Origin of the sequence: Burkholderia sp. 9120 (assembly GCF_000745015.1) — a bacterium.
Classification (GTDB): domain Bacteria; phylum Pseudomonadota; class Gammaproteobacteria; order Burkholderiales; family Burkholderiaceae; genus Paraburkholderia.
Window position 1 is genome coordinate 4,445,072 of the sequence record NZ_JQNA01000002.1, and the last position, 18,906, is coordinate 4,463,977.

An 18,906-nucleotide genomic window follows, 5' to 3' on the forward strand; every position below is an offset into this window, starting at 1 on the left:
GTTTTTACGCCGCCGGTTTTGTACTGCGCATCATGCAGTTCAAAGCGAACCGAATTAATGCGTTAAAACCCGCTTAACTCCGTTTCGCCTGCGCCCTCTCAATCTGCTGCTTCGCCGCCTCATACACATGCTCGGGCGTAAAGCCGAACTTCTTCTTCAGCTCGGAGAGCGGCGCGGACGCACCGAACGTATGCATCACCACCTGTGCGCCATGCCGGCCCACATAACGATCCCAGCCCAGCGAAGCCGCCTGCTCCACCGCCACACGCGCAACCACGTCATCCGGTAGCACGGCATCCTGATACGCCTCGTCCTGACGCTCGAACACATCCCACGACGGCATCGACACCACGCGCGCCGCGATGCCCTCGCTCTTGAGTTTTTCGTAGACGTCGACGCACACCGACAATTCACTGCCGGTCGCCATCAGAATCACTTGCGGCTTCTGCCCATCGGGTGCATCGGCGAGCACATACGCGCCCTTCTGCACGCCCTTCGCCGACGCATAACGACTGCGGTCGAGCGTCGGCAATGCCTGGCGCGATACGACGATGCACGACGGCCGCCGTGGATGCGACAGCGCCACACGCCACGCTTCGGCGACTTCGTTCGCGTCGCCGGGACGCAGCACGGTCAGTCCCGGCACGCCACGCAGCGACGCCAGTTGCTCGATCGGCTGATGGGTCGGGCCATCTTCGCCGACGCCGATCGAATCGTGCGTAAAGACGTAAATCGCCGGCACTTCCATGATGGCCGACAGACGGATTGGCGGCTTCATGTAGTCGCTAAAAATCAGGAAAGTCGAGCCGAACGGCCGTAGATTCGACAACGCGAGGCCGTTCACCGCCGAGCCCATTGCATGTTCGCGAATGCCGAAGTGCAGATTGCAGCCGCCGTAGTTATCCGCTTCGAAGCTGCCCGCCCCTTCGAATTTCAGATTGGTCTTGGTGGACGGCGACAGATCCGCCGCGCCGCCGATCATCCACGGCACGCGTGCGGCGATGGCGTTGAGCACCTTGCCCGACGAATCGCGCGACGCGACGCCCTTCGGGTCCGCGTCGAAGGTGGGAATGTCGCTGTCCCAGCCGGTGGGCAATTCGTGCGCTTCGATCAACGCGAGTTCGCGCGCCAGTTCCGGATACTGCTTGTTATAAGCCTCGTGCTTCGCGAGCCATGCGTCGCGCGCCGCCTTGCCGCGTGCGCCGATGCCTTGCGCGAAACGTTCGTGCACGCCGTCCGGTACGTAGAAAAATTTGTCTTCGGGCCAGCCGTACGCCTTCTTGGTCAGCGCAACCTCTTCGACGCCGAGCGCTTCGCCGTGCGCCGCCGACGTGTCCTGCTTATGCGGCGAACCCCAGCCGATAATGCTGTGCACCACGATCAGCGTCGGCCGGTCCGTGATGCTTTTCGCCTCGACGAACGCGGCTTCGAGCGCGGCGGCGTCGTTCGCGTCGTTGACGTGCAGCGTGTGCCAGTTGTAACCGCGAAAGCGGCTCTCTACGTCGTCGCTGTACGCGAGATCGGTGTGGCCTTCAATCGTCACGCGGTTGCTGTCGTAGATCCAGATCAGATTCGACAGCTTCAGGTGTCCCGCGAGCGAAGCCGCTTCGTGCGAGATGCCTTCCATCATGTCGCCGTCGCCGCATAATGCGTACACGCGGTAGTCGAAGAGCGGCACGTCCGGCTGGTTGAAGCGGCTCTCGTACCAGCGCGCGGCCATCGCCATGCCGACGCTGTTGCCGAGTCCCTGGCCGAGCGGTCCGGTGGTCGTTTCCACGCCGGTGGTCATCCGGTACTCGGGGTGGCCCGGCGTCTTGCTGTCGAGCTGACGAAAATGTTCGATGTCGTCCAGCGACACCGCGGGGCCGCCGGTCGGGTGGCCTTCTTCGTCCACGGCCTTCACGTTGGCCAGATGCAGCAGCGCATACAGCAGCATCGACGCATGCCCTACCGACAATACGAAGCGGTCGCGATTCGGCCACAACGGTTCGTCCGGATCGTAACGCAGATGGTTTTGCCACAGATGGTAAGCAACCGGCGCCAGCGCCATCGGCGTGCCGGGGTGACCGGAATTGGCCTTTTGCACGGCGTCCATGGCCAGCGTGCGAATCGTGTTGATGCACAACTGGTCGAGGGCGGGATCGTTTTGCATGGGGACACTCCTTGTTCGGCGGTGGGGAACATGGCCGGCATGCCGCGCCTCATTCAGCGATTCGGCGAGCGTGGCCGGTGGTGGTGTTCAGGGGATAACGCAGGGAAACCGCACAGGCTCACCGATGATGCGCCCATGCGCGCGATTCTGCACGCTAGCTGCCAGGCAGCGGCGGGCGGCGGATGGGTTGGACGATGGATCTTTCAAGAGGCTTGCGACACTTGCTCCGACGCATGGAAAAAAGAGGAATGGCGCGCGTTTGTTTATCCGCTGCGAGCCGCATGCAGCCAAAACTCGATCAACGGGCCGAGCTTGCCGTCGATCGGATCCATGGGTGGAAACGGCAACGCGTCCATCGCTGCCATCTCTTGCGGGGTGAGCGCTTCGCGGCGGATGTCCCACTGCTGCCCGTCCGGATAACCGCCCACCACCTGAAAATGGCGCGCGAAAGATTGCAGGCAATGGCCGGTGCCGGCGGGTAGCAACAACGCATCGCCCGCGGACACGGTCACCACTTTGCCACCCGGACCGCCGACGATCACCTGCGCGGAACCGTCCGCGATGCCGAGCACTTCGTGCGCACTCGCGTGGAAATGGTGATAGTCGAAAATACCGTCGCGCCATTGCGGCGGCCAGTCGTTGCGCTCGAACAGAATCTCGAACGCCGCCGCAAGGTCGCCGCTATCGGGCAAAAGTGCCCGGCGATAAATCACGACCGGTAGTTTGCGGTTGTTCGGCACCCAGTCGTGCGGCTCCAGCATGAAGGCTTCGTACTCGGTCTGCGCCGCGTCGAAACCGTGCTTCGAATCGTTGAACATGGTTCGCTCCTGTGCGTGCTGCCGGGTGGTCGCCGATGGTGTGCGGTGCGGCGGTGCAGCTTTGCGCGCCATTTACTCCTTGCGCTGCGACTCTCGGCCGCCGCCGCCCGGAGGCTCGGCCTGCGCGCCAGTGCCGAGCGGGACTTCGGCGCTCTGCGCGGGATGTTCGGTCGAACGCGGCGGATTGGTGGCCTTGTCGACGCCCGTCTGCTCGACCGGTTCGATGCCCAGCGGACTCGGTTCGACGTAATGCGTGCCGCTCGGTTTGTTGCGCTGCTTCGTTTCCGGTGAGATGTTCCATACGTTGGTGGTAGCGCCGGATTTCCCTTGCTCGGGGTCGCTGTTGTCGCTTCTGCCGCTATCGTTGTCTTGCGCGTCGCTCTGCTCCATGTCGCTCTCCTTGACTGGCCTGTCGGCTATCTGATCTGTGCAGCAACAATTGGTCCTTGTGTGTGAAACGCGCGTCAGCCGGCTTCGCGCAACGGTTCCGCCGGCTCAGTGCGAACCGCCGTTGCGGCGGCGAACGCGGAGGTCACGTCCATTGTTTGTAAAAAGGAGAACGTCATGACGATCGCGACGATTTGCGAGTCCAGCGTCACTGCTCCGGGGCCAAGCGATCCGCGGCCACGATCTCGCGTCCGTAATCGATCGCGGCGCGACGTGCCTCGTCGGCGGTCGCGTAAGGCCCGATCTCGGGCGCGCCATCGAATGGAAACAGAAGCTTCCTGTCCGCTTTTCTGACTACCTTCAGCCCACCTACGTAACGGCCGTCGCCTGTTCCGTGATAGCTCGCGTAAATCTCGAAGTCATCGTCAGCAACGTCGGCCTTATGTCGCGCCATGTGTCTTTTCCCTTATCCCTGCACTCGTGGTGCGTCGTATTCCGTGTCGTGTTGCGACGCGTTCTAACCAGAGTCGAGCAAGCCCCGTTCCACGCGACGCTGAAGCGCGTCCGTTGGGGAACTCGGGTGGGGGTGGGATGAGTAGAGAGCCGCGAAGTCGGCGATCACGGCGGAGCGATTGCCGAACTTGCTGGCGAGTTGCTGGCCAGGTGGCCGCCGTCATGACGAAATTCGAAGTGCGCGTCGCGACACTGGCGGCTGAACGGAGTCACCTTGACGACGAGACGCAACTCAAGGGGGCATGACTCGTCCCCGACGCGCGGGCCTCGATACGACGAGTCGGACGAAGTATTTTGAGGATCTGGCAACGTCTTTTTCCGCTTTGCGCCAGCACCTTTGTTCGAGTGTCGACGAGTCCTGGCGGCAGGATTGTCAACCGTAGCGACCATCACAGTATCGCCGAGCGGGGCGACCACAGTTAGGCATTCAGTCCTTTCTCCGGGGTGTCAACAAGTCGGGATGCATTGAAGGGACGCACAACCCGCCATGCTTGCTATGAACGCAAACAGCACCATCAAACTTAACGTTTTTCTAACCATGATGTGACTCTCCTTGATAGTAGCTCTCGCGGCAACGGCCATAACACGAGTGGCTCAATGCCGTGTCCGCCAAATTCGGACAAACCGCGCCCGGTTGATTCCCTGCTGTAGTGTGTATTAGTCCCTACACGTCAACATAAGACGTCGTTTGCGACGGCACGAGACGCGGATGCGGTGTACAAAGGCAGACGCACAGATCGTCACTCAGCGCTGCCTGTCGTCCATCGGGTCCGGTCATGGACACGCGTGGGCCATCGCATTTGATCAGCCCAACGGTCTTGCACTCAGGGCATTGGACGGGATCGGCTTCGTAGGCCTGCTCGCGCCCTTCGAGCAGGTCGTTACCGTCTCCACCCTGCACGATGCCGCCTACCGTCGTTTTGTCGCCTTTCACAATATCGAAACGCCGCATCTCACTCTCCTACACCGCACCCGGTCGCGGCCGGAGGCTATTCAGCAGTGCGTCCCACACTTGCAGCGCCCCTGCCTCATCGACCGGCGACGTTGCCTGATCGGGCGGCAGGTCGCTTTGTGAAGACGTACCCAGCAGCAGTTCAACGGACGTGTGCGGTTGCGCCAGCGTGGCGGGATTGCCCGGCGCCAGCAGATAGAACCGGTAGACCGTCACCGGCCCGTCCTGAAGCACAAATAGGACTTCTTCTGCGTCCATACCGGCGACTACCCGCTTGCCCTTGCGCAGGACGCGATAGCTCCCGGGCATACGATCAAGTTTTGCGCGCAGTTCGGACAGGTTCTTGGTGAGCGGCTGACCTTGATCCTGCTCGACCGCGTCCCGCATCTTGATCAGGAGTAACGCCGGCCGGCCTGGCATCAACGCGAACGACTGGCTGACTTCTTCGGGATAAGTCGACGAGCCGGTTACGATCCCGCCGTCGAAGCAAAATCCGGACTCCGTCGGGACGTTCCAGTTGTCGCGCGCCTTGATTCGCCGATACATGTCGTCATAGACACTTCGGGAAATGTCTAGGCCATCCTCTCCAATGGTACCGGTCGTGTGGAAAAGTGTGTGATCTGCAAGGCTGTACCCCTCCGAATAGAAAGGTAATTTGATGCCTTTTACGAAACCCTTTTGATAGATAAAAACTCGTGAATCGCTGACAGGCGAGAATGCCGTTTCCAGCCATGCGCGGCCGGTCTTTTCATCGAGATTGGAGGGGTTCACGCGTTGCTTGGTTTGCAACTCGCGCTCCCGCGCCTCGACCTTGGCGCGATAGGTTTCGCGCGACATGCCGCGCGTAGTTTCCAGCTTTTCACCCCGCCATTCGTAGGTCTGGTTCGAAATCTCGCTCGACGTCGGTCGGTCGAACACAAGGCGGCCGATACACCACGGCCGCACTTTGGAGAGGAGAGGATTGTTCATCGTTGGTTCCACGGAAAGCGCGAGAGAGCAGACGCAAAGGCCTGCCAACAGAAAGAGTGCGCGAGCGAGACGATTCATGATTATTCTCCCGGCACCGGAATATTCTTCCCGTTCACGATCTGGACCACGCTGTAAAGCATCGCCCAATGAGTCCACGGATGCGCATTGCTCTTCATATGCTCGTATCCACCCTGCACAAATGCCATCTGAACCCCCTTGGCCGGGTCGCCTGGAACATCGGGCCTCAAGCCGCGCGCCTGTGCGTCCGCCGACCACACGGGCACGGTACCGTCGCCACGGATAATTCCCGTCTTGCTCGCCACCTGTGACCAGTTTGTCTTGTCATTCACTTCCGGCAAAGTATTCGTCTTCTGGACTGTAAAGGTGACGCTAAGATTGTGCTTCGATATGAGCACGCGAATCTCCCCCTTGCCCGAGTCGTGGAGCAACTTGGCGCTCTTAAGGTCGTCCTCGGTAACATCCGACGGCACGTCCCCAGTCCAGATTGCATTGCCCCACGCCAACAGATCCTTTGTCGGCTCCCCTTTCTCGATTGTGGGCTTGCCTTTGTCGCCCGCCTCTTTTTTCACACCGGGCTGCGGTGTCCGGAAGTCGAGCCCACCCTCGCCGTATGCCACATACGTCGTGCCGTGGTATTGATTCTTCAGTCGGCTTTGGTTCGTTACTACATCTACGACGGTGTTCTTATAGTTCGACACCACAGTGTCTTTTCGACCTAGTCTCTCAAGCCGGTCCTTCGTGGCCCCTGCCGGATCGAGCTGCTCTTCTCTCGGCTGCAAACCGTACCACGCCGGATTCAGATGTAGCTCTCTGGTTACATCACCTTCTTTGGGAAACTTCATTATCACCTGCCCGTCCGGCCGCGCAAAAATCCACCACGGCTCGCCATTGTGATAGTCCGGCATAGGCGTGAGCTCCATCGGTCCCGGTGCGTTAGCCATCACTGCGATGAACTCGTCGGCATCGCGTCCGAGCAGACTGCCATTGATAAAGCCATTCAGGCCGCCTTCGGGACCACCCCCTGTCTTGAACCTCTTAGCCGCTAGTGGCGCACCGGTGGCCGGCTGGCAGCCGTGAAATACGCCGTGCGCGAGGCCATCGAGTCCGTGGTTCAACACCGCGAAGCGAGCAACCAAGCCGCCCATTGAGTGCGTCAGGATGATAGCCTTGCCCGTATCGTTCTCCTTGCATATCTCGGAGATACCCATCAGCCGTGTCGTTTTTTTTGTCTGCGGATCCAGAATATCCAAACCGCTCACCACATCACGCCCCGAATCGTCGTTCGACTGCAACCAGTTGTATCCGATTGCGTATACACGGTAGCGAAACTTCGTGAATTTCTTGAATTCTGCTGAGTCCGCGGCAATCGCCTGACCGTTTCCAAAGGCGCCGTAAACCGTCGGATCAGTGCCCAGCACCGGATGAAGCGCCCATTTCTCGCCCTCCGGATCGGGATTGATCCACGCGCCTTCTGGCTTGCCAAACAGCATCGGCTTGTTTAATTGCTGTTCAAGCCACAACAGGACAGGTTGATAGCTGCTGCGGTAAACCGACCCCCAGCCGCGGCGTCGCGCTTCCTTCTCGGTTATCGCGTCTTCTTTCCCAAGATCGATAAGCGGACCGAGTGGCGTCACCGTCACGCTATGGGGATCGAAGAGGACTTCACGTGACGACGCACTTCGAAACCATCCAGCAATAAGGGAGCACAAGCCGCCGAGTGTTGCCCCTATTGCGTCGGTATTCGGTGCGGACCATGCCGTGTCACCAGTGTCTTTGGCGGCCAGCGGCGAGCCCATCACGCCCGGTATGAAAATCACGGGAATGATCGGACCGAGGTGGTGCAACGACTCCTTCGCGCGGGTATCGTCGGCCGGCGTCAAGGTCGCATGGGCGTAAGAGTCACCACTCTCGTCGGTGTGCGACGCAAGGCGGACGACTTCCTGTTCGGCATCGTCATCGCCTGAGGTCTGGCTCGTTGTGCCAGGATTGTCGGTCATGGATTCTCGCTTATAGTGGTCCCGTTCAGCCGTTTATGCTTTGCCCGTGTCGGGGCGCAATACACGGATCATCACGGTTTCTATGTCGCTGTTCTTTTGTTCGGCCGTATGGCCTAGTTCGTCCGTGACGCCGCTCAGACGCGTGCCGTCCGCACGCACGATCTCGTAAGGATGGTTCTTGAGCGGGTCGCCCGTCACCCGGTCGCGCAAAAGGTATTTGTCGTTAAACGCCGGCTTTTCGAGGTTATTCATATGCTCCGCTACCGAACTAGGCCCCTGCCTGCTAAACGACGCCGATTTGATCGTGCGCGCGCCGCGCGTGCCATCCTCAATACCTTGCGGGGTAATGCGAATGTACGAGCCTCCGCATTTGAGCATCAGCTCGGTTTTAGCGTCGATCTCGATGTTGCCGTTATTGCTCTTAAGCGTTAAGCCGAGCTCGGAAAGTAACCGCAACTGATCGGCAAGCGCCTGAATATCGATTGCACCTTTGCCCGCAATCAGTTTCATGCCTGCGCGCTGGACGAACACGCTGATCTTGTCCGCGACGCTCGCAACCAGCGATTTGCCAACAGCCCAGTACGTATCCTTGCCACTGACGAAGTTCAGGTGATCGTCCGCCACGATCTGTGCCGATGCATGTGTGGTAAAGCCGATGCTTTCTGGGCTCGACCCGAGCATGACGGGTTTGGCAAAGCCACTTGCGTTACCCGTTCCGCCGCCCGCCGTGCTGCCGCCGTTTGTTACGCCCGCTTTGCTGTGCTGAGTCGCTTTCGCAAACTGTGCAAGCGCTTCCCTCCCGGGTTTCAGATCCTCGGCCTTGGCCGTCGAACTGGCGGTGGATAGCGACTCGACAAGCAGATCCGCCCGCGCCAGTATCTCGCGTGGCTCGGTAGTATCGAGCGGCTGTCCGTCGGCGCCTGTTTGATGCGTACTGAAGTACAGCCCCTCGCCCGCGTGGACCGCGCCAGCGTAGTCGGTGCGCAGCGTAAAGCCGCTGCCGGTGTACGCGCCTCGCGAATTGCCGTCCTGAACGATCTGGTATCCGACATGGAGCATGCTCATGCCGTGACTGCTCATGATTTGCATACGGCTCTGGCCGGTGGAGTCATCCATCACAAACTGGTTATAACCACCGCCACCGCCAAACTCTTTGGACTGATAGCCTGAAAGCAAGGCGTTCGAATGCCACTGCGGCTTCGCCGCTCCGTTATAGACGCGATGAAGCGCAATGGGCCGGTCGATATCATTTCCGATGTGGCCGATCAGTAATTCCTCGCCCGCGCGCGGCATATGGACAGCACCATAACCATCGCAGGTGTCAGACTGCGCGACGCGCACCCAGCACGATGCGCGTTCATCCCCGGGATTGAGCCGGTCCCAAATGAAGAGAACCTTCACCCGGTTCAACTCGTCCGTGTAGGCCTCCTGCCCCTTCGGACCAGCCACGATGGCCGATTCCAGCTTCGCCTCGGGCTTGCAGTGTTCGAACGGACTGCGGTACGGCAACGTCGTGCGTTGTGCTTCAATGGACACACGATAGAAGCCCGTAGAGCCGTCCGCGTAATTCACACTGAACGTGTGATCTGCATCGTCGGCACGCGCCTGCGCGACCTGATTACTCAGACTGTGAGGGTAGTTAGCTTCATGGCCGGACAGCGGGAGATTGTTCTCGATAGTCCACTCGACCTCGATGGTTGCGAATTCGCGCTGATCCGCGGCGTCCTGATCGTGCTCCGGATGCCCGGTCAATGTGAACCGCCGACCTGCGTCCATCACCCGCAGGCTACCTACCCCGTCAAACCGCTTCGCTTGCGACTCCCACTCCTCCATGCGAATCTTCGACAGGCCATCGCCGCGATCCTGGTCCGGATACGTATAGCCGCCTGTATATTCGTAGACTTCCGCCTGGGCGGGTAACACGCCCTGATTTGCCGCCGTCGGAATTGAAGTTCCTTTGGGATTGAACGGCGTTGACGGACTCTTGTAGTCGAACGTGCGTGTCGACAGCATCACGGATTGCAGCGTCCGCGTACCCGACCACTGCGTGAGCGCGTCGGCTTCGCTTCCGGTGCTTGCGCGGTAGAAGCCGACTGTCGCAGGTGACAGTGAGTCGAACGTTTCCAGTCGGTCGGTGATGACAAGCGTGTGCGATTGGCCGTCGGCAGCTTGCTGCCAGCATCCATACAGTCCTTCCGACTCCAGCAGGCGGTGCACGAAATTCCAGTCAGTCTCGTCCTGCCGGCAGTACGACCGCGTGGGTAGTGGCTTCGTCAATGCGAAGCGGTACTCGCCCTGCGCCTGTGGATGCTGGTTGAACACATCAGTGATGATCTCGTCGACGCTCTTGTCCTGCCAGTGCCGCTGGTCGCGGCGAAACTTCAGGAAATGCATCCACGATGAAAAGCCGAGTTGGTAGCCGGTCAGGGTGCCGTCGGCGCCCAAACGGCGCGCGGTATGCACGTAGCCGTGATGCGGCAGATAAGACCCATCGGTCTGCTGTATCCAGAGTGTGACGCTTTGGGCGATTAGCGTTTTGAGTTCGACATCACCCGAAGTCGACACGCAGTCGAGCAGAAAAAGAAAATCGCGACCTATCCGTGAGCGGCCAGCGACGCGATGAGGAAGCAAAACGCCATTACCTGCCGGCGTATCCAGCTTAAGAAGACGGCCCTGCTGCGACAGCCCTCCCGTTATTGCGCCGATTCCTACTCCCCGTGTGGCCATGCCGCCTCTCTATTCGCCAATTTTCTGGCGGCATTCTAGGCGTTAAAACATCTGCAAAGCAATAATATATTGATTGTGAATTGCGATTTTACAAATTTGCAAAGTTATTCAATGCAAAACGGATATTCAGAAGAGCGTCGAATTATGAATAAACTCGGCGGACCGCCCCGCACCGGCTGCGCCGTCATACCTTGCTAGCAGAAAGCGCCGCTCGTATAAGGCAATGAAGAATACAAATTTTCATTAATACGACCGGCGCTTACCTGCAATGCTCAACGAAACGACCTACCGCAGCTTCCCCACATCCTTCTCCGTCACCTGCACCGCCTCCGGATTCCCAAACTGCGTCGTCACGTAATTGGCAAGCGCAGCAATCTGCGCATCGTTCAACTGCGTAGCAAACGCCGGCATCCCGACATCGTTACCCGCAGTCTTGCGCTGCACACCATGCAAAATCACCTGCACCAGATTGCCCGGATTCGACGCCCCCACCGTGGTGTTATGCAGCAGCGGCGGATAGTACCCATCCGGCGTGCCCTTGCCTTGCGCCTGATGGCAAGTCGCGCAATTGCCGAGATACAACCGCGCCGGATCGAGCGTGCCGTCGCTCATCGCAACACCCCGCAACCGCGTCACGTCCGTGGCCGGCTTGCCCCACGTAGCGCGCGCTTGCCGGCTGCCGTCGCTGACCGCGGGCACCGTGCGCACGTAGGTAGCGATCGCGTTGATATCGGCGTCCGTCATCTTCGAGAAGCTGTGTTCCACCGCCTCACCCATCGGCCCAGCAGCTTGCGCGAGACCCGGCACGCTGCCCGTCTGCAGATACTGGACGAGCTGCGCATGGGTCCATCCGCCAATCCCGCTGTTGGTCGCCGACGTGATGTTGTAGCCATCCCAACCCGCCAGCACCGAACCGCCGAGAAAATCGCCGCCGGTTTCGTCGAGCGCTTTCTCCTGCATTGCGAAGCCGCGCGGCGTGTGGCACGTGCTGCAATGCGCGAGGCCTTGCACGAGGTACGCGCCACGATTCCATTCGACGCTCTGGCTCGACTTCGCCTGATACGGACCGCTCGTCAGGAACAGCCAGTTCCACGCGCTCAGCGGCCAACGCATGTTGAGCGGCCACGGAATGTCGCTCGCGCGCGTGGGCTGATTCACCGGCGCAACGCCGTAGCGGAAGTACGCGTACAGCGCCTTCACGTCGTCGTCGCTGACCTTCGCGTACGAGACATACGGCATGGCCGGATACAGATTGTGGCCGTCCTTCGAGACGCCTTTGCGCAGCGCGCGATCGAAGTCGTCGAGCGACCAGGTGCCGATCCCCGTTTGCGGATCGGGCGTGATATTGCTTGAATAAATCGTGCCGAGCATCGGTACTTTCAGCGGCAAGCCACCGGCAAACGGCTTGCCCTTTACCGTGCTATGACACGCCATGCAATCGCCGGCCGTCGCGAGATATTCACCGCGTTTAATCAATGCGGTGTCGTTGCCGTTCACCGACGTGTCCGCCTGCGCCAACGCGGGCAGAGTCAACGCACCGGCCAGCAGCCAGAAAAAGGTTTTCTTCAGCACGTTCAAACTTCCTTCTTCAACTGGTCGGCCATGCGCAGCGCCAGCGCCGCGATGCTCAGCGTCACGTTGACGGTGCCCACGGTCGGCATCGTCGCGCTGCTCGAGATAAACAGGTTCGGGTGATCGAAGGTACGGCAATGCTTGTCGACCACCGAATCGCGCGGATCGCTGCCCATGATGGTCGCGCCCGTGATGTGATTGTTCGGCGCGAACTCGTCCTGATACTCGATCTCGGTGCCGCCCAGCACTTTCGCCGCGTTGGCGTAGACCTCGCGCGTATGCACGGCGCCGCGCTTCACGTAATCGTCGATACGATACGTAATCTCCGGACGGGGAATACCGATCGCGTCGGTCTCCGTTTTGCTCGGCACGATGCGGTTTTCCGGCGCCGGCAGAATTTCGTGGAAGCAGTCGAACTCGACAAAACGCGCCGCGCGGTCGCGAATCTGCGCGTCCAGTTCGGCCGGTTTGATCAGCTTGCCCTGCTTGAAAATCTTCTGCGTTTCCTGATCGATACGCGACAGGTTCGACAGATGGATCTTCTTCGCGGCTTCGGTCGCGCGGAATGCGCCGTCGCGGAAACCGATCAGCGAGGTCATTTCCTGCGGTCCGCGGCCCGGCCACAGTTTTTCGTCGGCGTAGAACGTCACGCCAGTGCCGGGGTGGTCCATCAGGTTGCGGCCCACCATGTCGGAGCTATTGCCCACGCCGTTCGGGAAATCGTGGCTGGTGGACATCAGCATGAGCTTCGGTGTTTCAATGCCGTTCGCAGCCAGCACGAAATACTTGCCTTCCACGCGATACTCGTTGCCCTGCGGGTCTTTATACAAAGCCGCGACGATGCGCTTGTCCGCGCCCACTTCGAGCTTGTAGACGACCGCGTTGTCGATCAGTTTCGCGCCGGCCTGCTCCGCTTTCTCGACGTGCACAATCCCGTTGTACATCGCGCCGATCGGACAGATCGGCATGCAATTGTTGTTGCCGCAACAGGTCGGGCGGCCGTCGTACGGGCGGCTATTGCGCGCCACCGGTTCGGTCACCACGTGATAGCGCGAGTCGAACGCGTTGAGCTTGCCCTTGATGGTCTGCTCGTTGTACGACAGCGGCAGCGGCGCCATCGGATACGGCTGGCTGCGCGGCGAACCGAGTTCTTCGTCCGTCGGGCCCCACACGCCGAGTTCTTCTTCGGCGCGCTGATAGTACGGCTCCAGTTCGTCGTATTCCATCGGCCAGTCACGGCCCACGCCGTACACCGTCTTCATGTGGAAGTCGTTCGGCATGAAGCGCCACGCGGACGCCGCCCAGTGCCACGTTGTGCCGCCCACCGCGCGAATGTACTGCGAGTTGAATTTGTGCTCGCCCTTCAGGATCAGATAATTGTTCGGCGGACCGTATTCCGGATGCGGCGCCCATTGACTCGACGGATACGGCGCCGAGTTATCCGACTTGTCGAACTGGTTGCGAAAGCGTTCGACGATTTCCCAGCGCGGCATGCGCGGCCCGGCTTCGAGCAGGATCACGGACTTGCCGGCCAGCGCCATCTGATGCGCGACGATCGCGCCCGCCACGCCCGAACCGACTACGACGATATCGGCCTGCTGGGTTTTGGGTTGTGTTTGACTGTGTGAATCGGCCATGCTCAGGCTTGCCTTTCGATCGGTTTGGCAGCCCAGAAACCGGGCTTGTTGGGGCAGTACGAACGGATGATCAGCGTGTCGGAAACCACGTCGTACATCAGCGCCTGTTCGTACGTGACCACGGTCGTATCGACGGTGCCGAGGTACCACGCTTCGAGAATTTTCAGCGCGAGCGCCTGCTGCGAGGCGTCGGCGGAACCGGCGGCGAGCGCGCCGGCCAGCTTCGGCAACTGCTGCGCGACATCGGGCGACGACTTCTGCAGCGCGGCCAGCAGGCGCGTGCCGACGTCGCGATTCAGCGTGGCTCGCGCGGTCAGCGATTGCGACAGGCTCATGAACGCGTCGACGGGCGCGGCGGAGGTGTCCGCGGCGAGTGCCTTGAGCGCGAGCGAGCCGGTCAGGCCCGCGGCGGTCAACGCGAGTGCGCCCTGGAGCCAGCGGCGGCGCGTCATGCTCGACGCTTCACCGCTCGTGGCGAAGGCTGTCCCGTCGCGGGACTCGCCGTGAGTATCGTGTGGAGTCAATTGTTGTTTATCCCTTGTGAGGCGTTCTTCAAAACTTATTGCGGGGTGATGCGAGATCGGCCGAATGCAGCACGAGCGGCACCACGAGCGCCGTTCGCTCGTAGCACGTTCCATGCCGCTTATCGCGCAGCGTCAGAACTGATGCAGCATGCCGACATAAGCGCCGGTCTGCGATTCGCCGACCAGCGGACTCGTGTTGCTGGTCGAGTCGCGCGGCGACGCTTCGAGCGAGAAGTTCGAGTTGCCGCCGTTGTTCACGTAACCCACCGTGCCATACAGGAAGGTGCGCTTCGTCAGGTTGTAGGTGGTGCCGAGCACGTACATCATCGCGTGGCCGGACGGGTCGTGCGCGACGTCGCCGCTGCCGTCGCCGACCTTCACGTAGTAGCCGCCCGCCGTCACCGCCCAGCGCGGCTGGAAGTTGTAGGTCGCGCCGAGCCAGTAGTGATCCGCGCTATCGGCCACGCCGACCGGCGAGTCCGGCGCCGAGTAGTGCGTATAGGCGCCCTGAATCTTCACCGCATCGAAATGCACGTTGGCGCCCACGAAATATTCGCGCGACGCCTGGAAGATATTGCTGAAGCGGCCGTTGCTGTCGCGCAGTTCGTCGTAGATACCGCGCACGTCGAACAGCGTGGAGTGATAGCTCAGCATGATGCCGTCGGAGCGGCCGAACTCGCCGTTGGCACCGCTGTTGAACGAGCCCGGCTGATTGCCGAACGAGTATTGCCCCTGCACGTCGAAGCCCCAGAACACCGGGCTGTGATATTCAACGTTGTTGCTGGTCTGCTGCCAGTTGCGCCCGCGCACCAGCGAGGCCGACGAAAACGCCTGCTGCACGAACGGATCGAATTCCCACACGCCGTCGCTATCGATAAACAGATTGCGGCCCGCCTGCAGCGTGCCCCACTCCTGGCTCTTCAAGCCGACGAACGCGCGCCGCGACCAGAGGCGCCCGCCGCTGGTGGTGCCGTTCATCACCTGCAAGCCGGTTTCCAGGTTGAAGATCGCATTCAGGCCACCGCCCAGATCTTCATTACCCTTGAGGCCCAGCATGCTGGTGCCCCAATCCCCGCCCTCCGCGCTCCAGCGGCTCGAACTGCCGCCCGCGGCGTTGTTGATGTGATTCAGGTATTCCAGACCCGCGTCCAGGCGGCCATATAACGACACACTGGTTTGACCATAAGCCAGCGGACTGGCCGCTACCGCGAGCGCCGCCATTAATTTTTTAGCAGGTAGTCTCATTGTTTTGCCGTGAATTGTTTTGTATCGCGAGGGAGGGCAAAGCCAAATGCAGATGATTCAAAACTACTCGGTGCAGCGTCGGCCGCGCTCAGGCTGCGACCGCCCGGACAACACCGGTGTAAAGCGGGATTCGAAAACGATGAGGGGTAGAACGATGGATAGATGTTGCGAAACTACATCCTGCGCGGTCGAACTATAGGGGATACGCGGCTGATAGCCTATCCGTTTGACGCAATAAACTTTTGCGGACCGCGGACTCGACATTGAGTGGGCAACCGAAAAGGGAGATCGAAAGCTACTCAAGATAAGATAGATGCTCATTACGTCCGCGCCAAATAGAAACGCATAAACCGTTATCGATCCTTTACCTCCTGCCATGAATGCGCCCGAACTGACCGAAGACGAACACCTTGGCCTTTACCAACGCGCAACGGATAACGGCGCTGAATGGTGGCGCGTCAGCGTCGCCGACCGCCCGGAAAACTATCGCCTCGAACATGGCACGGACGACGGCGAGCGCACTGGCGCGGTCGATATCGATCTGGTGGTCGACGCGGAAAACCTGCGCGCCAAGCTGAAAAAATGGCGCCGCGAAGGCTTCGCGATCGATACCGACGACACCAACGCCGAGCACGACGCGGCCGAACGCATCGCCTTCATGCCCGCCTTGCAGCGCGCCGCAGCGCTCGCGGCGGTGGCGAAACAGCGGCACGCCGAAGGCGTAAACGAGAGCGAGAGCGTGCGCGTCGGCCATGTCGACGTGCCCTGCGGCATGGATGGTCCGCTGGTGCCGCGCATCAATCCCGCCTATCTGTTTTCCGAGCGCTTCAACGACATCGTCGAAGATATCGTCGAGAACCGCCGCGTCATGCTGATCGGCCACACCGGCGCCGGCAAGACCAGCCTGATCGAACAGGTCGCGGCGCGCTCGCGACACGGCGTGCTGCGCTCCAACATGAACGGGCAGACCACGGTCGGCGATTTCGTCGGCTTCTGGACGGTCAAGGGCGGCGAGACTTTATGGGTCGACGGTGTGCTGCCCACCGCGATGCGCGAAGGCCTGTGGCTGATCGTCGACGAAATCGACTTCGCCGAGCCGTCGATTCTCGCCGCGCTCACCGCTGTGCTCGAACCGCACGGCCGCCTCGTGCTGAAGGAGAAAGGCAACGAGATCGTCGCGCCGCATCCGGCATTCCGGCTCTTCGCCACCGCGAACGCGGTCGGCGCAATGAGCCAGTTCCGCCATCTGTATCAGGGCGCCAATCTGATGAACGAGGCGTTTCTCGATCGCTGGCGCGTGTATCTGCTCGACTATCTGTCGCCCGCCGAAGAAGCCGACGTGCTGATCCGCACGCTCGCCCCGCACATGACGCGCACGCTCGCCACCACGCTCGCCGCGATTGCCGCCGACTGCCGCGCGGCGTTCTCGCGCGAAGATCTGTCGAGCGCGTTCTCGACGCGGCGCCTGCTCGATTGGGCCGAACTGATGTTGCGCACCGGCGACCCCGAACGCGCGGCCGGGCCGGCCATCTACGCGAAGGTGAGTCCGGAAGACGCCGCGTTGATTCGCGGCATCATTCGCCATCACATCGCGCCGGCCGCCTGAACGTGGGCACGATGCACGCTACGCACGACACGCGCGGTTTCACCTTCGAATCCACGCTCAGCAAAGTCGCCCGTGTGCTGACGGGGCAATACGGCGTGACGGTCGCGTTCAGTCCGGACGGGCCGCGCGTCGAACCTGGCCGGATCGTGATTCCCGATTACGAGCTGAACGGCGGCATCGAGCGCGATGTGCTGATCGGCTATCTGGATCTGCTGGTGGCGCGCGCGAAACATGCGTCGCTCGCGGAGCTCGACGCGTTGCCGGCCGGGATCGAAGCGAAATTTGCGCAGGTGATCGACGACCGTCGCGTGTGCGGTGAATTGCTCGACGAGTATCCGGGCGCGCGCTGGTTCATCGGCAAACTGCGCGTGCATGCGGCCGAACGTGTGCGGCAACGCTGGCCGAAACTGCATTGGCGCGACCGGCTGGTCTGGCTGGTGGAGCGCGCGCTGTGGGACGAGTCGCCGACGCAAACCGAAGCGGTCCATTCGCTGCTCGCCGCGTTGCACGCGTCGCAGGATCTATTGCACGAAGCACGTGGCAGCCGCTCGACCGCGCAGAGCATCGCGACGGCGCGAACGCTGGTGGCGCGCGTGCGCGCGTTGTCGGCGGGTGACGTGAACAGCATGGTCTTCACCGCGGACCCGGTCGAAGATATCGACACAGAAACGGCCGCGAGTTCGTCCGCGCCGCTCGACGACGAAGACGACACCGTGCTGCCCGATCACGACAGCGCGAATTCGCCGCCGTCGGAGCGCAGCGGCGGCGCTCAGGCGGAGAACGCGGTCGGCATGGGCCAATCGCTCGGCGACGCGCAACCGCCTTCGGCGGATAGCGAAGGCGAAGCCGGCGCTGCTGTAGCCAACACAGTGCGCGCGCAACTGTCCATTCCCCTCGCCACCGAATTCGACGACATCGCCGACCTCACCGGTCAGGGCGACAGCGCGGCGTGGCGTGAACTGCGCGCGCAAGCCCGTGCGGACACCGCGCCGCTGAAGGAAAAACTCGAACGTGCGCTGAGCGCCGACGAACGCACGCGCTGGCGCCGCGAGCAGGAGCGCGGCGAGATCGACCGTACCGCGCTCGCGAAACTCGCCACTTCGCCGGGTTACCGCACGCCGTTTCGTACGCAGCGGGCGCACAAGGGGCGCGACGTGGCGGTCACGTTGCTGATCGACCGTAGCGGCTCGATGGCCGGCCGCAAGATCGAACTCGCGCGCCAATGCGCGACCGCGTTGTGCGATGCGCTGACGCAGTTGTCGTTCGATTGCGAGGTGCTGGGCTATTGTTCGGTCGAATCGGAGCCGATGCGTCAGCTTTATCAGCGGCAGCTTGCCGCGGGCGCGGATTTGCGGCGCTATAACCGGTTTGTCGAGCGGCTCGATCTGAAAGTCTACAAACGCTTCGGCGCGACGGACCTGAGCGGCATCGCGCGGATCGACTGCGGACACGAGAACCCCGACGGCGAAGCGCTCGCGTGGGCCGCGACGCGTCTGGCGGATCATCAGGCCAGCCGGCGCATTCTGATCGTATTCTCCGACGGTTATCCCTCAACCGGCGACGGCGACCCGCAAGTGCTGCGCAGCGATCTGCGCGAACGCGTGGCGGCGATCGGCCAGCGCGGTATCGAGTTGGTGGGGATCGGCGTGTTGACCGACGCCGTGGAGGATTTTTATCCGCACAACGTGGTGGTGAGCCGTCTCGCGGAATTACCGTCGACGGTGTTCTCCGTACTGAGCACGATGCTGCTGAAGCGCTAGCGCAACTCAGCTTGGCGCGACTCTTA

General features: G+C 61.4%; 15 protein-coding genes. 2 read left to right on the top strand and 13 right to left on the bottom strand.

What is annotated here, in order from left to right; all coding sequences use genetic code 11:
• Positions 1 to 73: 73 nt before the first annotated feature.
• From tkt to FA94_RS28005, 13 genes are all read right to left on the bottom strand, one after another.
• Entirely contained in the window at positions 74 to 2,152 is a 2,079-nt protein-coding gene (tkt, locus tag FA94_RS27950; protein WP_035557380.1) for a transketolase, read from the bottom strand.
• Between the two features lie 263 nt (positions 2,153 to 2,415).
• Positions 2,416 to 2,970, bottom strand: coding sequence for a cupin (locus FA94_RS27955; protein ID WP_035557384.1), 555 nt, complete (start codon positions 2,968 to 2,970; stop codon positions 2,416 to 2,418).
• A gap of 72 nt (positions 2,971 to 3,042) precedes the next feature.
• The gene (locus FA94_RS27960; RefSeq protein ID WP_231585041.1) at positions 3,043 to 3,360 is read right to left on the bottom strand and encodes a hypothetical protein; all 318 of its coding nucleotides are present in this window, start codon (positions 3,358 to 3,360) and stop codon (positions 3,043 to 3,045) included.
• 74 nt (positions 3,361 to 3,434) lie between these two features.
• Positions 3,435 to 3,569 (bottom strand): hypothetical protein, encoded by a 135-nt coding sequence (locus tag FA94_RS39810; protein ID WP_286166061.1) that lies wholly within the window; start codon positions 3,567 to 3,569, stop codon positions 3,435 to 3,437.
• The gene (locus tag FA94_RS27965) at positions 3,566 to 3,811 is read right to left on the bottom strand and encodes a DUF6723 family protein (protein WP_035557388.1); all 246 of its coding nucleotides are present in this window, start codon (positions 3,809 to 3,811) and stop codon (positions 3,566 to 3,568) included. Before FA94_RS27965 ends, FA94_RS39810 begins: the two co-directional genes overlap by 4 nt.
• A gap of 723 nt (positions 3,812 to 4,534) precedes the next feature.
• Positions 4,535 to 4,822 (bottom strand): PAAR domain-containing protein, encoded by a 288-nt coding sequence (locus tag FA94_RS27970; RefSeq protein ID WP_035557391.1) that lies wholly within the window; start codon positions 4,820 to 4,822, stop codon positions 4,535 to 4,537.
• Positions 4,823 to 4,831: 9 nt separating this feature from the next.
• Complete coding sequence (locus tag FA94_RS27975) at positions 4,832 to 5,791, bottom strand: T6SS immunity protein Tli4 family protein (RefSeq protein ID WP_231585042.1); 960 nt, start codon at positions 5,789 to 5,791, stop codon at positions 4,832 to 4,834.
• 80 nt (positions 5,792 to 5,871) lie between these two features.
• The gene (locus FA94_RS27980; protein ID WP_035557397.1) at positions 5,872 to 7,809 is read right to left on the bottom strand and encodes an esterase/lipase family protein; all 1,938 of its coding nucleotides are present in this window, start codon (positions 7,807 to 7,809) and stop codon (positions 5,872 to 5,874) included.
• Between the two features lie 33 nt (positions 7,810 to 7,842).
• On the bottom strand, positions 7,843 to 10,536 hold the full coding sequence (locus FA94_RS27985) for a type VI secretion system Vgr family protein (RefSeq protein WP_035557400.1): 2,694 nt from the start codon (positions 10,534 to 10,536) through the stop codon (positions 7,843 to 7,845).
• A 285-nt stretch (positions 10,537 to 10,821) separates the two neighbouring features.
• On the bottom strand, positions 10,822 to 12,108 hold the full coding sequence (locus FA94_RS27990) for a cytochrome c (protein WP_035557403.1): 1,287 nt from the start codon (positions 12,106 to 12,108) through the stop codon (positions 10,822 to 10,824).
• Positions 12,109 to 12,110: 2 nt separating this feature from the next.
• Positions 12,111 to 13,745 (bottom strand): GMC family oxidoreductase, encoded by a 1,635-nt coding sequence (locus FA94_RS27995; RefSeq protein WP_035557405.1) that lies wholly within the window; start codon positions 13,743 to 13,745, stop codon positions 12,111 to 12,113.
• Between the two features lie 2 nt (positions 13,746 to 13,747).
• Positions 13,748 to 14,197 (bottom strand): sugar dehydrogenase complex small subunit, encoded by a 450-nt coding sequence (locus FA94_RS28000; protein ID WP_035557409.1) that lies wholly within the window; start codon positions 14,195 to 14,197, stop codon positions 13,748 to 13,750.
• Between the two features lie 204 nt (positions 14,198 to 14,401).
• Positions 14,402 to 15,514, bottom strand: coding sequence for a porin (locus FA94_RS28005; RefSeq protein ID WP_035557412.1), 1,113 nt, complete (start codon positions 15,512 to 15,514; stop codon positions 14,402 to 14,404).
• Between the two features lie 376 nt (positions 15,515 to 15,890).
• On the opposite strand from FA94_RS28005, the gene FA94_RS28010 reads away from it, so the two are divergent.
• Together FA94_RS28010 and FA94_RS28015 are read left to right on the top strand one after the other, a co-directional pair.
• Positions 15,891 to 17,120 carry an AAA family ATPase gene (locus FA94_RS28010; protein ID WP_035557414.1) on the top strand — a complete coding sequence of 410 codons (1,230 nt, stop codon included), beginning with the start codon at positions 15,891 to 15,893 and terminating at the stop codon, positions 17,118 to 17,120.
• A gap of 11 nt (positions 17,121 to 17,131) precedes the next feature.
• Positions 17,132 to 18,880, top strand: a complete 1,749-nt coding sequence (locus FA94_RS28015) for a cobaltochelatase CobT-related protein (RefSeq protein ID WP_035563244.1) — start codon at positions 17,132 to 17,134, stop codon at positions 18,878 to 18,880.
• Positions 18,881 to 18,906: the final 26 nt, after the last annotated feature.

Coding starts and splice junctions, on each gene's coding strand:
- tkt (WP_035557380.1), bottom strand. CDS start 2,152: ATGCAAAACGATCCCGCCCTCGACCAGTTGTGCATCAACACGATTCGC.
- FA94_RS27955 (WP_035557384.1), bottom strand. CDS start 2,970: ATGTTCAACGATTCGAAGCACGGTTTCGACGCGGCGCAGACCGAGTAC.
- FA94_RS27960 (WP_231585041.1), bottom strand. CDS start 3,360: ATGGAGCAGAGCGACGCGCAAGACAACGATAGCGGCAGAAGCGACAAC.
- FA94_RS27965 (WP_035557388.1), bottom strand. CDS start 3,811: ATGGCGCGACATAAGGCCGACGTTGCTGACGATGACTTCGAGATTTAC.
- FA94_RS27970 (WP_035557391.1), bottom strand. CDS start 4,822: ATGCGGCGTTTCGATATTGTGAAAGGCGACAAAACGACGGTAGGCGGC.
- FA94_RS27975 (WP_231585042.1), bottom strand. CDS start 5,791: ATGAACAATCCTCTCCTCTCCAAAGTGCGGCCGTGGTGTATCGGCCGC.
- FA94_RS27980 (WP_035557397.1), bottom strand. CDS start 7,809: ATGACCGACAATCCTGGCACAACGAGCCAGACCTCAGGCGATGACGAT.
- FA94_RS27985 (WP_035557400.1), bottom strand. CDS start 10,536: ATGGCCACACGGGGAGTAGGAATCGGCGCAATAACGGGAGGGCTGTCG.
- FA94_RS27995 (WP_035557405.1), bottom strand. CDS start 13,745: ATGGCCGATTCACACAGTCAAACACAACCCAAAACCCAGCAGGCCGAT.
- FA94_RS28000 (WP_035557409.1), bottom strand. CDS start 14,197: ATGACGCGCCGCCGCTGGCTCCAGGGCGCACTCGCGTTGACCGCCGCG.
- FA94_RS28005 (WP_035557412.1), bottom strand. CDS start 15,514: ATGAGACTACCTGCTAAAAAATTAATGGCGGCGCTCGCGGTAGCGGCC.
- FA94_RS28010 (WP_035557414.1), top strand. CDS start 15,891: ATGAATGCGCCCGAACTGACCGAAGACGAACACCTTGGCCTTTACCAA.
- FA94_RS28015 (WP_035563244.1), top strand. CDS start 17,132: ATGCACGCTACGCACGACACGCGCGGTTTCACCTTCGAATCCACGCTC.